Below are 13,255 nucleotides of genomic sequence, written 5' to 3'. Positions count from 1 at the left end.
CGGCAATGCTGCCGCTGCGCCTGCTTTTGTCGCCGGCTTATTGCTTGCCGGTGGAGCCGTAGCCGCCTTCACCGCGCTCGCTGGCGGCGGCAAAGTCTTCGACCAGATTGAACTGGGCTTGCACCACGGGCACGATGATCAGCTGGGCCAGACGGTCCATGGGCTGCAGCGTGAACGTGGTCTGTGAGCGATTCCAGGCGCTGACCATGAGTTGGCCCTGGTAATCCGAATCGATCAGACCCACCAGATTGCCCAGCACGATGCCGTGCTTGTGGCCCATGCCCGAGCGCGGCAGGATCATGGCGGCGTAATTGGGGTCTTTGAGGTGCATGGCCATGCCGGTGGGAATCAGCTGCCACTGGCCGGGCTCCAGCACCACGGGCGCATCGATGCAGGCGCGCAAATCCAGGCCGGCGCTGCCGGGCGTGGCATATGCGGGGAGGTTGTCGCGCAGACGCGCGTCTAAGATCTTGACATCAACTTTCATGCTTACCTTTGGAAAGAGCTGCCATCAGCAGCTCATTCTTTGTTCTTGAATCACGCAACAGCGCCAGAGGCTGTCGCAAATGGAAGGGCGCCATTGTGGCAGGCCTGGCGCCAGCTTTCACTTGCTCTTGATCTTGGCCAGCACATTGCTGATCAGAGACAGAAAGGCCATCAGCGACAGCATGCTGCCAAAGCTGGGAGAGAACTGGCTCACCACGATGCCCACAACGCCCAGAAAGATGCTGAAGGGCTGAATCCAGGGCCGAGGCTTGGGCGTCGCCTCAGCCTTCTTGGCGTCGATCTCGCGCTCAATTTCCTGATAGCGGCGCTTGGCTTCGGCCTTGGAGCGGCCCTGGGCCGTCTGAGCCGCCGCACCGGTCTGCATGGAATGTGTCTTGGCTGCGGGCCTGGCGGCCCCGCCGCGCTGGGCTTGCTCGGCCGCTTCCCGAATTTTCTGCAGCTTCTCGCGCAGCAGGGCCGCAGGAGAAGCCGCCTGATCTCCCGGCGTTTCCGCCGCATCGTTGATCGCGCTCGCTATGGCACGCTGGGTGCGCACAAACTCGGGATTGGTGCGCAGCAGCTTGTCTACATAAGCCACATAGTCACCATTGCTCGGGCCTTCATAGCTGGCGGGAATCATGATCAAACTCCTAGTGGTGCAGCCAGGCGCTGCGCAATTTCTTCAACCAGCTGACGGGCCAGCACGTCCTTGCTGGCATGGGGCAGCTCCTTGGAGCCCTGCTCGTCGATCAGCACCAGAGCATTGTCATCCTTGCCAAAGGTGGCCGGGCCGATATTGCCCACCAGCAGCGGCACGCTTTTGCGCAGGCGCTTGGCGCTGGCATGGCGCAGCAGGTCATGGCTTTCGGCCGCAAAGCCTACGCAATACAGCTTGCCGGACTTCGCCTGTGCGGACTGGGCCACGCCCGCCAGAATGTCGGGGTTCTCGACGAAACCCAGGGCTGGTACGTCACCCGAACCGTCTTTCTTGATCTTTTGATCCGAAAATTCGGCTGGACGCCAGTCTGCAACTGCGGCAGTAGCTATGAAAATCGATGCATTCGAGACTTGCGACTGCACGGCCTCCTGCATCTGGCGCGCCGATTGCACATTGAGCCGCGTCACGCCGCGCGGAGTGGGCAGGTGCACGGGGCCGGCCACCAGCGTGACCTCGGCGCCCGCCTCTCGCGCCGCACGGGCGATGGCAAAACCCATCTTTCCGCTGGAGAGATTGGTGATGCCGCGCACCGGATCAATCGCTTCAAACGTAGGGCCGGCCGTGATCAGCAATCGCTGACCGCGCAGGCGCTTGGCCGTGAAGTGGGCTGCCAGCTCCTGCATGATTTCTTCGGGCTCCAGCATGCGGCCGTCACCCACTTCGCCACAGGCTTGCTCGCCCGTACCCACGCCCAGCACCTGAGCGCCATCCAGAGCCACCTGCCGCAGATTACGCTGGGTGGCAGGATGGGCCCACATTTCTCGGTTCATGGCCGGGGCCAGCAGCAAGGGCACGCCGTCCATGGGGCGGGCCAGACATATCAGACTGAGCAACTCGTCTGCGCGGCCCTGGACCAGGCGAGCGATGAAGTCGGCGCTGCAGGGCGCGATGAGAATGGCATCGGCCTCACGGCTCAAATTGATATGGGGCATGTTGTTGGGCTCGCGCACATCCCACTGGGAGGTGTAGACTGCGCGCCCAGACAGTGCCTGCATGGTGACTGCGGTCATGAACTGCTCTGCGGCTTCGGTCATGACCACTTGCACGGTGGCGCCGGCCTGAACCAGCAAACGGCACAATTGCGCCGATTTGTAACAAGCCACGCCCCCGGAAAGGCCCAGCACCAGATGTTTGCCTGCGAACACGTCATTCATGGCGTGCAATTTAGCAGACAAGCAGCGCCTTGCAGTCACTCAAGCAGCCCTGCACTGCACGCCGAAATTCACGGCGCACCTATAATCTTGTTTTACCACCACCAAAAAAAGACATGACCAAGTTCGTCTTCGTCACCGGCGGTGTGGTGTCTTCCCTCGGTAAGGGAATCGCCTCAGCCTCCCTTGCAGCGATCCTGGAATCGCGCGGTCTCAAAGTCACCCTCATCAAGCTCGATCCCTACATCAACGTGGACCCGGGCACCATGTCGCCCTTCCAGCACGGCGAAGTGTTCGTGACCGATGACGGAGCCGAGACCGACTTGGACCTGGGCCACTATGAGCGTTTCATCGAAACGCGCATGCGCCAGACCAACAACTTCACCACGGGCCGTATCTATCAGTCCGTGCTGGAAAAAGAGCGTCGCGGCGACTATCTGGGCAAGACCGTACAGGTCATTCCCCACGTCACCAACGAAATTCAGGAATACATCAAGCGCGGCGCCGGTCTCGGCACCGAGCATGAAGTCGATGTGGCCATCTGCGAAGTCGGCGGCACGGTGGGCGATATCGAATCCCTGCCTTTCCTCGAAGCAGCGCGCCAGCTGGCTCTGAAGCTCGGCCCCAACAATTCCGCCTTTGTGCACCTGACTTACCTGCCGTTCATCGAAACTGCAGGCGAGCTCAAGACCAAGCCCACACAGCACACCGTGCAGAAGCTGCGCGAAATCGGTATCCAGCCCGATGCTCTGTTGTGCCGCGCCAAGCACCAAGTGCCTGATGAAGAGAAGGAAAAAATTTCCCTCTTCACCAACGTGCCCGAGTGGGGTGTGATCTCCATGTGGGACGTGGACACCATCTACAAGGTGCCCCGCATGCTGCACGAGCAAGGCCTGGACGGTCTGATCTGCGACAAGCTGCGTCTGAACACGCCCCCCACCAACCTCAAGCGCTGGGATGAGCTGGTCTATGAGACCGAGCATCCTCAAGGCGAAGTCAAGATCGCCATGGTGGGCAAGTATGTGGAGCTGTCCGACGCCTACAAGTCGGTCAACGAAGCCTTGAAGCACGCCGGCATGCGCAACCATGTGCGCGTGAAGATCACGCACGTGGATTCGGAAACCATTCACGATAGCGACGCTGCCAAGCTGCTCAAGGACTATGACGGCATTCTGGTGCCCGGCGGCTTCGGCTCCCGCGGCGTGGAAGGCAAGATCTCGACAGCCAAGTTCGCCCGCGAATCCAAGGTTCCCTATCTGGGCATCTGCCTGGGCATGCAAGTGGCCACCATTGAGTACGCCCGTCACGTGGCCGGCCTCGAGAACGCCAACTCCACCGAGTTCGACGCCAACACGCCCAATCCCGTGATCGCGCTGATCACCGAGTGGAAGGATGCGGACGGCACGATCAAGACCCGTGATGCCAACTCCGATCTGGGCGGCACCATGCGCCTGGGCGCCCAGTCGTCCGATGTGCAAACCGGCACCCTGGCCCACAGCATCTATGGCGATGTGGTGACCGAGCGTCACCGCCACCGCTACGAAGCCAACACCCAGTATCTGGACCAGTTGCGCGAAGCCGGCCTGGTGATCTCCGCCCTGACCCAACGCGAACAGCTGACGGAAATCGTCGAGCTGCCCGCCAAGGTCCACCCCTGGTACATCGGCGTGCAATTCCACCCCGAGTTCAAGTCCACGCCCTGGAGCGGTCACCCGCTGTTCAATGCCTTCATCAAGGCAGCCATGGAACGCCAAAAGGCGGCAAAAAAGGCTTGAGCCTTATCGCTTGAACCCTGAGGGCTTGCCCTCAGGTACGGGCTAGGTACTGATTTCCCTAAGGATCCCACCATGAAACTCTGCGGCTTTGACATCGGCCTTGACCAACGCTTTTTCCTGATCGCCGGCCCTTGCGTGGTCGAGTCCGAGCAGCTGCAGATGGACGTGGCCGGGCAACTCAAGGAAATCACCTCGTCCCTGGGCATCAATTTCATCTTCAAGAGCAGCTTTGACAAGGCCAACCGTTCCTCGGGCACCAGCTTTCGCGGCCCAGGCATGGAAAAAGGCCTGGAAATCCTGGCCAAGGTGAAGAAGGAATTGAACGTGCCCATCCTCACCGATGTGCACACCGTCGAAGAAGTGCCTTATGTGGCCTCCATCGTGGACATGCTGCAAACCCCTGCCTTTCTGTGCCGCCAGACGGATTTCATCCGCGCCGTGGCCCAGTCGGGCAAGCCGGTCAATATCAAGAAGGGCCAGTTCCTGGCGCCTCACGATATGAAGAACGTCATCGACAAGGCCCGCGCTGCCGCCCTGGAAGCAGGTCTGCCTGCAGACAGCTTCACCGCCTGCGAGCGCGGCGCCAGCTTTGGCTACAACAACCTGGTCAGCGATATGCGTTCGCTGGCCATCATGCGCGAGACCCAGGCTCCCGTGGTGTTTGACGCCACCCACAGCGTGCAGCTGCCCGGCGGCAACGGCACCTCCAGCGGCGGCATGCGTGAGATGGTGCCTGTGCTGTCCCGCGCAGCGGTTGCAGTGGGCGTGGCAGGTCTGTTCATGGAAACCCATCCCGATCCCAGCAACGCGCTCTCCGACGGCCCCAATGCCGTGCCGCTCAAGCATATGAAAGCGCTGCTGGAGACGCTGGTGGCGCTGGACGATGTGACCAAGCGCAACGGTTTCCTCGAAAACCAATTCGGAGCCTGAACATGGCCAGCGGCTACATCATCGCTTACGTGGAGGTCACCAACCCCACGCAATATGACGAGTACCGGAAATGGAGCACCGAGGCCATGCAGGTGCACGGCGCCGAAGTCTGTATTCGCGGCGGCCAGGTGGCCGTGCTCGAAGGCGACTGGGCACCCGAGCGCGTGGTAGTGCTGAAATTTCCCAGCTTTGAAACCGCCCAGTCGTTTCACGACTCACCCGAGTACCGCAAGGCCCGGGCCGCGCGCGAAGGCGCCGCCATCATGCGCATGATCTGCGTAGAAGGCATTTGACCCTTGAATCATTCAGGCATGACAGACGAACCCCGTTCGCCACTGACATGCCTGTTTTTTTATCTGTTTTCCCCGGCCCGGATACCGCAGACAGCGGCTTTCTGCAAGAAATCCCATATCGGCGGCCCGTCAAGGCAAAAGCAGCCCACCAAATTTGTGCACAATAGCCGCCGCCGCTTCTCCCATACTCGTCACGTGCGTGACGCGCTTGCAGCCGACACGCCAAGCTGCAGGGGAAGGTCAGAAATTATTTTGATAGCAGCTTGCGCTTGATGCACAAGCACAAGGGCGTGATTTCATGCAAGAAATCAGCCCGCACGTACCGATTTCAGAAACCTCAAAGGAAATGCAATGAGTGCCATTGTTGACATCGTAGGCCGCGAAGTGCTGGACAGCCGCGGCAACCCCACCGTCGAATGCGACGTGTTGCTGGAGTCGGGCGTGATGGGCCGCGCTGCCGTGCCTAGCGGTGCCTCCACCGGTTCGCGCGAAGCCATCGAGCTGCGTGACGGCGACAAGAGCCGTTACCTGGGCAAGGGCGTGTTGAAGGCGGTTGAGCACATCAACACCGAAATCTCCGAAGCCGTGCTGGGCCTGGATGCTTCCGAACAAGCCTTCCTGGACAAGACCCTGATCGACCTGGACGGTACTGACAACAAGAGCCGCCTGGGTGCAAACTCCATGCTGGCCGTGTCCATGGCCGTGGCCCGCGCCGCAGCTGAAGAAGCCGGTCTGCCCCTGTACCGCTACTTCGGCGGCATGGGTGGCGTGCAACTGCCCGTACCCATGATGAACGTGATCAACGGCGGCGCCCACGCGAACAACTCGCTGGACCTGCAAGAGTTCATGATCATCCCCGTGGGCGCCCCCACCTTCCGCGAAGCCGTGCGTTGGGGCGCTGAAGTCTTCCACGCTCTGAAGGCCATCATCCACCACAAGGGCATGTCCACCGCCGTGGGCGACGAAGGCGGTTTCGCGCCTTCCGTGGAAAACCACGAAGCCGCCATCCAGCTGATCATCGAAGCCATCGAAAACGCTGGCTACAAGCCCGGCGAACAAATCGCCCTGGGTCTGGACTGCGCCGCCTCCGAGTTCTACAAGGACGGCATGTACGTTCTGGAAGGCGAAGGCAATATGACGCTGACCGCTGCCCAGTGGACCGACATGCTGGCCGGCTGGTGCGACAAGTACCCCATCATCTCCATCGAAGACGGCATGCACGAAGGCGACTGGGATGGCTGGAAGATTCTGACCGAGCGCCTGGGCAAGAAGGTTCAGCTGGTGGGTGACGACCTGTTCGTGACCAACACCAAGATCCTCAAGGAAGGCATCGACAAGGACATCGCCAACTCCATCCTGATCAAGATCAACCAGATCGGCACGCTGACCGAAACGTTTGCCGCCATCGAGATGGCCAAGCGCGCCGGCTACACCGCCGTAATCTCGCACCGCTCGGGCGAAACCGAAGACTCGACCATTGCCGATATCGCCGTGGGCCTGAACGCTGGTCAGATCAAGACCGGCTCCATGAGCCGTTCCGACCGTATCGCCAAGTACAACCAGCTGCTGCGCATCGAAGAAGACCTGGGTGATGTGGCCCAGTACCCCGGCCGCGCGGCCTTCTACAACCTGCGCTAAAGTGCAGGGCTGAGTGGGAAACGGGCTGAGCGCATTGCCCAGCCCTTCCCCCGCTCCTTCAGTCAAAGCTTTTTCCGTATGGTCAATCGCGTCGTCACCGTTGTCTTGCTGGCCCTGCTGGCTCTGATCCACTCCCAGCTGTGGCTGGTCCATGGCAGCATGGACTATGTCGGGGAGCTGCAGCAGCAGATCCAGGACCAGAATGCGGCCAATGCCGTGGAGAAGGCGGAAAACGACAGGCTGGAATCCGAGGTCAATGACTTGAAGGACGGCCTGGCGACCGTAGAGGAAAAAGCCCGCAGCGAGCTGGGCATGGTCAAGTCCAACGAGATCTTTATCCAGATCTCAAAGCACTGAGCCAGCGCTCCACTGCTCCACAAGCCAGCCTTGCGCTGGCTTTTACTTTGTCCAGCCTCGTGCTGGATTTTTCGTTTTATCCAGCCCTGTGCTAGCGTCTGGCCTGGGTTCGGCCTTTTACTGCTTTATCTGCATCGTGGATTTGATGACTTCTGCCCAGCCACCGATCGTACTTCTGGGTGCCCCTCATGCCCTGGCGCGTGCCATGGCCCATGCTTTGCTCCAGGCCTGGGAGACTCATGCACCGGCAAGCCGCTGGTCATGTCTTGCGCCTCAGCCGGGCGAAGACTGGCCGTCAGAGGCCAAGATTTATGTGCTGGGTCAGGACTGGCGCGACAGTGCGGCCTCGGATCCTGCCTCCCGCCAGATCGGCGCCTGGCGGGTGCAGCTGGCAGAGCAAGGCCTGCCCTATGTCATGCTGTATGGCAAGCCTGCAGCCCAGTGGCTGCAGCTGGCAGAGTCTCTAAAATCCATAGCACCTAGTGCAGACTGGAACTGGATTTCAGAGCAAAATCCCTGGAAACCCAGCGCCCGCATGCACAGCAAGATGTGTGAACAATGCGGGGACGGCGATTGCGAGCGCCAGCTATTCGAGGCGCTGCACAAGCCCGGGAAAAAATAGCTTACTGAACCGCGTCAGAGCTGGGCGGCTGGCTGCCGGCTTTGGTGAATAGCTGGGCCGCATCAACGGCATCGAAGTGGTACTGCTTGCCGCAGAAATCACAGCCTACTTCGATATTGCCACGCTCGGCCACAATGGAGTCGATCTCTTCCTGGCCCAGCGAAGTCAGCATGGCCGACACACGCTCCCGGCTGCAGCTACAGGCAAAGCGCGGCGCTTTCTCGTCCGGCTGAGCGGCAAAGCGCAGCAGCTTCTCTTCCCAGAACAGGCGACGCAAGATGGTTTCCACATCCAGCGTCAGCAGTTCTTCTTGAGTCAGACTGCTTGCCAGCACGGCAATCCGGTTGTATTCCTCGTTCAGGCCCTGGGCATCATGCTCGGCAGCGCCGCTTTCGGTCGCGGCTGACAGATTGGCCTCGCCCTTGACCGGCATGCGCTGCACCATGAGGCCTGCGGCCACCTTGTCGTTGGCGGCCAGCACCATCACAGTATCGAGCTGCTCGGACTGCACCATATAGAACTGCAGCGCATCCGAGACACGCTCGAACTTCTTGCCGTCCATATTGTGCAAAGGCACGACGCCCTGGTAGGGTTGCTGACCGGGCAGACGGTCCTTGGGGTCCAGGGTGACGGCGCAGCGGCCTCCACCGTGCAGATTCAGCAGACTGGCCAAAGGTGCATTCCGTGCGGCATCCATGTCCTGCACATCGCCGACCAGCGTGGCCGTGGTGCGCAGAGCCATATCGGACTGCACCTCGGTCACGGCCAGCTTGACAGGACCGTCGCCCATGACCTGGAACACCAGCGCGCCATTGAACTTGATGTTGGACTGCATGAGCACGCCAGCGGCCGTCATCTCGCCCAACAAGGCGCTGACCGCTGCCGGATAGCCTCCGGTTTCGCTGTTGCCGGCACGGCGCTGCAGCACTTCCTGCCAGGCATCGGTGAGACGAACGATGGCGCCACGCACAGGCAGGCCGTCAAAGATGAATTTATGCAGTTCAGACACGCGAGAAGATCCCGATAAAAAATTGCCAGGCTTTCAGCCCAGCTTGCGCAAGCCGTTCTTGAAACGGCGTGCATTATCAACATAGTTTTTGGCACTCTGGCCCAGGCCGGCAATCTGCTCGGGCGAGAGCTGGCGCACCACCTTGGCGGGACTGCCCAGAATCATGGAGCCGTCCGGGAATTCCTTGCCCTCGGTCACCAGAGAGCCGGCGCCCACCAGGCAGTTCTTGCCAATTTTTGCGCCATTGAGCACCACGGCACCGATGCCGATCAGCGAGCCATCGCCAATCGTGCAGCCATGCAGCATTACTTGGTGACCAACCGTCACATTGCAACCCACCACCAGCGGCTTGCCGAAGTCGGCATGCAAAACGCTGGCATCCTGGATGTTGCTACCCTCGCCAATGGTGATGCTTTCCGTATCACCACGGATCACCGTGCCAAACCATACGCTGGCATGGGCTTGCAGCTTGACGCTGCCCATGACCTCGGCGCTGTCCGCCACCCAGGCGGTCTCGGCGATCTCGGGCGCCACACCATCCAGTTCGTAAATTGCCATCTGTTCAGTCTCCGTGCTTATTCGTATTCGTTATTCCAGCAAACTAGAATTGTAGGGATGGAGTTACGTCACCGCGCACTAGAGGTCTTGTGCTTTTCCGACCCTGAAAAAAAAGCCGCTGCAACCATTGATTTGTATGCGCATAAAGCTCTTTATTCCATAGCAGAGCTGACACCTGTGTTACAGATCCAGGAAGCCGATCTGCCAGGCCGCCCTGAGAAACCGGAGCTCAAGCACCACACAGCCATGGCCAGGCGCTCACCCGCCACCCCGGAGGGGCGGGCCATTCTCATCCATGCCATTGCACATATCGAGTTCAATGCCATCAATCTGGCCCTGGATGCCGTCTGGCGCTTTGACGGCATGCCCGAGCAGTACTACCACGACTGGCTGCAAGTGGCGGCCGAGGAAGCCAAGCACTTTGGCCTGCTGCGCACACACCTGCGTCAGCACCATGGCCAGGACTATGGCGACCATCCGGCCCATCAAGGCCAGTGGACCATGTGCGAGAAGACCCGTGGCGACATCGTGGCCCGCATGGCTCTGGTGCCGCGCACCATGGAGGCGCGTGGATTGGATGCCACACCGCAAATCCAGAACAAGCTGCGCAACACCAAGGCCGTCGATGCGCTGGCAGCCGTGGAGGTGCTGGACATCATCTTGCGCGAGGAAGTGGGCCATGTGGCCATCGGCAACCACTGGTACCGCTGGCTGTGCGAGAAAAATGGCCTGGAGCCCGAATCGCTGTATCAGGAGCTGACAGCGCGCTATGAAGCCCCGCGCCTGCGCCCGCCCTTCAATGAGCGCGCCCGGCGCGCAGCAGGCTTTACCGAAACGGAAATGGCTTGGCTGCTGCAGAGCTGATTAATCCGTGGATATACCTATTTCCGGGTATTTTCTTGCATTACCTTCAAATTTTTCAATATCACTAAAACCAGGTAAAAAAATTACATTTCGAATAAATACCTGAGAGATGCCTTTTCAACAAAGTTTTACAACGAATTATTGAATTTATCCATTTCAAGGATAAAACGCATAATCAGATCATTCTTACAATAAAATACAGTGTTATTTACTATGATCAAAGCATTTATCGCGACGAACTCATGAAAGATTTGCTGGCTCCTTCTGTTGCTGACCCTGCCCCTGCGTCCCTGGGAGGCGTGGGGCGAGGAATGATTGCGCGCCAGGCGATTGTCAACAGCCAGCAAAGCATCGTGGGCTATGAGCTGTTCAACCGTTCCCGCGCGCCATACGGTCACACGGCAGCCTCCGATGTCACCCTGATCTTTACCGCCCTCTCCCATGCAGGCGAGGAAGATCTGGTCGGCACCAAGCTCATGTTTGTGAACTGCACGCATGAAAGCCTGTCTGGCGACCACCTCGATCTGCTGCCCCCCGACAAGGTGGTGCTTGAGATTCCGCCGCTGGGCCATGCGGCCGTCAGCGAGGTCAATGCCCGTCTGCCCCAGCTCCAGTCGCTGCGCGCACGCGGATTTCATCTGGCCTTCAATCAGACAGTGTTGGAATCGGCCTATACCGCATGGCGGCCGCTGGCCGATTACATCAAGCTCGACCTGTCGGTGCTGGCCCCCGATCAGCTGACGGTGCTGGTCAAGTTCGCCAACCGCCACAGCCAGGCCGAGCTGGTTGCTGAAAAAGTGGAGAACGCCCAGCAATACCAGCTGGCCTCAAGCCTGGGGATTGAGTTGTTCCAGGGCTTCTGGTTTGCGCGCCCCACGGTCATGCAAACCCGTCTGCTCACTCCGTCACAGAAAAGCATCATTCAGCTGATCACCCTGGCGCGCGAGCAAGCCAGCACCGAGGCCATAGAGGAAGTCCTCAAGAAAGACGCAGGTCTGGCTTTCAATCTGCTGCGCCTGATCAATTCGGCCGGCTTTGGCATGCCACGCGAGATCACCTCCTTCAGGCAGGCCGTGATGATCATGGGCACGAAAAAGCTCTACCGCTGGGCCGCCATGCTGCTGACCGCCTCCCGCGAGAGCTGGGCCCCGCCTGCCGTGGGTCAGACTTCCGTCGTTCGCGGGCGCCTCATGGAGCTGCTGTCCCTTCAGTCGTTGTCCGACATCGACGCCGATCAGGCTTTTGTCGCCGGCATGTTTTCCATGCTCGACCGCATGCTGGGCATTCCGCTACAGTCGGCCATGGCGCTGATACCGGTGCCCGAAAACGTTGCTGCTGCCGTGTTGCGCCAGGAAGGTGTTCTGGGCGAGTTGTTGACTCTGGCCCAGGCTTGCGAGAGCCACGATAATGCGGCCTGCAGCGAAATTGCCCAGAACCTGCAGCTCAACGACCGGCAGATCAACTGCGCCCATCTGCAAGCCGTCGCATGGACTGACCAGGTCGCGGTCGAAAGCCTGTAAGAATTTTCAATCACACTCAACAACAGCGTATAGCCACCGTTCTCCATGGATCAAGCCGAAGAAATGCAAGCCAAGCCAGCCGAAGCAGGCAAAGATGATGGCAATGTCGCCAGCATCGCCCGCCAGGCCATCGTGGATGAAAAACGCGATGTTTTCGGCTACGAGCTGTTTGACCGCTCCGTCGATCACAACGCGCATACGGCAGCCTCGGACGCGGCCCTGCTGTTCAACGCCCTCTCCTACGCCGGCACCGAAGCGCTGGTGGGCAAGAAGACGGTGTTCATCAACTGCACCCATGAAAGCCTGTCTGGCGGCCATCTGGAGCTGATCCACCCGGACCGCGTGGTGCTGGAAGTCCCGGCGCTGACGCCCGATGCCTCTGACGAGGCCATCGCGGAATGCCTTCCCGTCTTCAACGCATTGCGCCAGCGCGGTTTTCGCCTGGCCTTCGACCAGAACCTGCTGCGCCGCGCCTACGCGGCCTGGCTACCCATGGCCAGCTTTATCAAGCTGGACATGCAGACCTTCGAGCTGAGCCGGGCCGAGGCGCTGGTCAAATTTGCCCAGTCCCATACCCGGGCCCAGATCGTGGCCGAGAAGGTGGAAACCGCCGAACAGTTCGAATGCATGCTCGCGCTGGGCGTCAAACTGTTCCAGGGTTTCTGGTTCGCCAAGCCGCAGCTGGTGCAGGCCCGCACCATGCGCCCCATGCAGGCCACCATCATCCAGCTCATCAATCTGGTGCGCCGCCAGGCCGGCACCGAAGAGATCGAGGAGCTGCTCAAGAAGGACCCCACCCTGTCCTTCAACCTGCTGCGTTTCATCAATTCCTCGGGCTTTGGCCTGTCCTGTGAGATCACCTCGTTCCGCCACGCGGTGATGATCCTGGGCCTCAAGAAGCTGTTTCGCTGGGCAGCCCTGCTGCTGACCACCTCGCGCGCCGATGGCTCGCCGCCAGCCGTGGGCCAGACCGCCGTGATCCGTGGCCGTCTGATGGAGCTGCTCACCGCCGAGATGCTGCCCGCCGAAGAATGCGACCATGCGTTTGTGGTGGGCGTGTTCTCCCTGCTCGATGTGATGCTGGGCCAGCCCATGGATAAGGCGCTGGAATCCGTGGCCCTGCCCCAGAACGTGGTGGATGCGCTGGTGCACAACAGCGGCCCATTCGCCCCTTTCCTGGAGTTGACCCGCGCCTGCGAGTCCGCTGACGACGCCAGCTTTGCCCGCGCCGCCAACGCACTGCAGCTGTCCAATCACCAGGTCAACTGGGCCCACTTGCAGGCCCTGGCCTGGGCCGATGACCTGAACACCGAAAACAGCGCGGCTTAACTATC

General features: G+C 60.3%; 14 protein-coding genes. 9 read left to right on the top strand and 5 right to left on the bottom strand.

Annotation, left to right across the window (positions count from 1 at the left end):
- Positions 1-37 precede the first annotated feature (37 nt).
- The 3 genes from dut to coaBC form a co-directional block, all read right to left on the bottom strand.
- The gene (dut, locus tag EAO39_RS06535; protein ID WP_120966693.1) at positions 38-487 is read right to left on the bottom strand and encodes a dUTP diphosphatase; all 450 of its coding nucleotides are present in this window, start codon (positions 485-487) and stop codon (positions 38-40) included.
- A 117-nt stretch (positions 488-604) separates the two neighbouring features.
- Positions 605-1,126 (bottom strand): hypothetical protein, encoded by a 522-nt coding sequence (locus EAO39_RS06530; RefSeq protein WP_120966692.1) that lies wholly within the window; start codon positions 1,124-1,126, stop codon positions 605-607.
- A 2-nt stretch (positions 1,127-1,128) separates the two neighbouring features.
- A complete protein-coding gene (gene coaBC, locus EAO39_RS06525) occupies positions 1,129-2,358 on the bottom strand; it encodes a bifunctional phosphopantothenoylcysteine decarboxylase/phosphopantothenate--cysteine ligase CoaBC (protein WP_120966691.1) in 1,230 nt (409 codons plus the stop codon).
- A gap of 113 nt (positions 2,359-2,471) precedes the next feature.
- On the opposite strand from coaBC, the gene EAO39_RS06520 reads away from it, so the two are divergent.
- From EAO39_RS06520 to EAO39_RS06495, 6 genes are all read left to right on the top strand, one after another.
- Complete coding sequence (locus EAO39_RS06520) at positions 2,472-4,130, top strand: CTP synthase (protein WP_120966690.1); 1,659 nt, start codon at positions 2,472-2,474, stop codon at positions 4,128-4,130.
- 72 nt (positions 4,131-4,202) lie between these two features.
- A complete protein-coding gene (gene kdsA, locus EAO39_RS06515; RefSeq protein WP_120966689.1) occupies positions 4,203-5,060 on the top strand; it encodes a 3-deoxy-8-phosphooctulonate synthase in 858 nt (285 codons plus the stop codon).
- A 2-nt stretch (positions 5,061-5,062) separates the two neighbouring features.
- Positions 5,063-5,353 carry a DUF1330 domain-containing protein gene (locus EAO39_RS06510; protein ID WP_120966688.1) on the top strand — a complete coding sequence of 97 codons (291 nt, stop codon included), beginning with the start codon at positions 5,063-5,065 and terminating at the stop codon, positions 5,351-5,353.
- A gap of 351 nt (positions 5,354-5,704) precedes the next feature.
- The gene (eno, locus tag EAO39_RS06505) at positions 5,705-6,991 is read left to right on the top strand and encodes a phosphopyruvate hydratase (protein WP_120966687.1); all 1,287 of its coding nucleotides are present in this window, start codon (positions 5,705-5,707) and stop codon (positions 6,989-6,991) included.
- A 78-nt stretch (positions 6,992-7,069) separates the two neighbouring features.
- On the top strand, positions 7,070-7,348 hold the full coding sequence (locus tag EAO39_RS06500; RefSeq protein ID WP_120966686.1) for a septum formation initiator family protein: 279 nt from the start codon (positions 7,070-7,072) through the stop codon (positions 7,346-7,348).
- A 145-nt stretch (positions 7,349-7,493) separates the two neighbouring features.
- Positions 7,494-7,970, top strand: coding sequence for a hypothetical protein (locus tag EAO39_RS06495; RefSeq protein ID WP_240466905.1), 477 nt, complete (start codon positions 7,494-7,496; stop codon positions 7,968-7,970).
- A gap of 1 nt (position 7,971) precedes the next feature.
- Here EAO39_RS06495 and EAO39_RS06490 read toward each other — a convergent pair whose 3' ends face one another.
- Both EAO39_RS06490 and EAO39_RS06485 read right to left on the bottom strand, forming a co-directional pair.
- Entirely contained in the window at positions 7,972-8,979 is a 1,008-nt protein-coding gene (locus tag EAO39_RS06490) for an Hsp33 family molecular chaperone HslO (RefSeq protein WP_120966685.1), read from the bottom strand.
- A gap of 33 nt (positions 8,980-9,012) precedes the next feature.
- Positions 9,013-9,537, bottom strand: coding sequence for a gamma carbonic anhydrase family protein (locus EAO39_RS06485; protein ID WP_120966684.1), 525 nt, complete (start codon positions 9,535-9,537; stop codon positions 9,013-9,015).
- 57 nt (positions 9,538-9,594) lie between these two features.
- Between EAO39_RS06485 and EAO39_RS06480 the strand changes: the two genes are divergently transcribed.
- The 3 genes from EAO39_RS06480 to EAO39_RS06470 all read left to right on the top strand — a co-directional run bounded on the left by EAO39_RS06480 (position 9,595) and on the right by EAO39_RS06470 (position 13,250).
- Complete coding sequence (locus tag EAO39_RS06480; protein ID WP_120966683.1) at positions 9,595-10,401, top strand: ferritin-like domain-containing protein; 807 nt, start codon at positions 9,595-9,597, stop codon at positions 10,399-10,401.
- 311 nt (positions 10,402-10,712) lie between these two features.
- Positions 10,713-11,921, top strand: a complete 1,209-nt coding sequence (locus EAO39_RS06475) for an HDOD domain-containing protein (RefSeq protein ID WP_240467079.1) — start codon at positions 10,713-10,715, stop codon at positions 11,919-11,921.
- Between the two features lie 45 nt (positions 11,922-11,966).
- The gene (locus EAO39_RS06470) at positions 11,967-13,250 is read left to right on the top strand and encodes an HDOD domain-containing protein (RefSeq protein ID WP_120966681.1); all 1,284 of its coding nucleotides are present in this window, start codon (positions 11,967-11,969) and stop codon (positions 13,248-13,250) included.
- Positions 13,251-13,255 lie beyond the last annotated feature (5 nt).

The organism is Comamonas sp. lk, assembly GCF_900564145.1.
Lineage (GTDB): Bacteria > Pseudomonadota > Gammaproteobacteria > Burkholderiales > Burkholderiaceae_C > Comamonas.
This window is presented reverse-complemented; position numbering and strand designations above follow the sequence as displayed.

Excerpts from the sequence above, each read along its gene's own strand:
- dut (WP_120966693.1), bottom strand. The coding sequence starts at position 487 with ATGAAAGTTGATGTCAAGATCTTAGACGCGCGTCTGCGCGACAACCTC.
- EAO39_RS06480 (WP_120966683.1), top strand. The coding sequence starts at position 9,595 with ATGGAGTTACGTCACCGCGCACTAGAGGTCTTGTGCTTTTCCGACCCT.
- eno (WP_120966687.1), top strand. The coding sequence starts at position 5,705 with ATGAGTGCCATTGTTGACATCGTAGGCCGCGAAGTGCTGGACAGCCGC.
- EAO39_RS06470 (WP_120966681.1), top strand. The coding sequence starts at position 11,967 with ATGGATCAAGCCGAAGAAATGCAAGCCAAGCCAGCCGAAGCAGGCAAA.
- EAO39_RS06510 (WP_120966688.1), top strand. The coding sequence starts at position 5,063 with ATGGCCAGCGGCTACATCATCGCTTACGTGGAGGTCACCAACCCCACG.
- EAO39_RS06530 (WP_120966692.1), bottom strand. The coding sequence starts at position 1,126 with ATGATTCCCGCCAGCTATGAAGGCCCGAGCAATGGTGACTATGTGGCT.
- EAO39_RS06520 (WP_120966690.1), top strand. The coding sequence starts at position 2,472 with ATGACCAAGTTCGTCTTCGTCACCGGCGGTGTGGTGTCTTCCCTCGGT.
- kdsA (WP_120966689.1), top strand. The coding sequence starts at position 4,203 with ATGAAACTCTGCGGCTTTGACATCGGCCTTGACCAACGCTTTTTCCTG.
- EAO39_RS06500 (WP_120966686.1), top strand. The coding sequence starts at position 7,070 with ATGGTCAATCGCGTCGTCACCGTTGTCTTGCTGGCCCTGCTGGCTCTG.
- coaBC (WP_120966691.1), bottom strand. The coding sequence starts at position 2,358 with ATGAATGACGTGTTCGCAGGCAAACATCTGGTGCTGGGCCTTTCCGGG.
- EAO39_RS06495 (WP_240466905.1), top strand. The coding sequence starts at position 7,494 with ATGACTTCTGCCCAGCCACCGATCGTACTTCTGGGTGCCCCTCATGCC.
- EAO39_RS06485 (WP_120966684.1), bottom strand. The coding sequence starts at position 9,537 with ATGGCAATTTACGAACTGGATGGTGTGGCGCCCGAGATCGCCGAGACC.
- EAO39_RS06475 (WP_240467079.1), top strand. The coding sequence starts at position 10,713 with ATGATTGCGCGCCAGGCGATTGTCAACAGCCAGCAAAGCATCGTGGGC.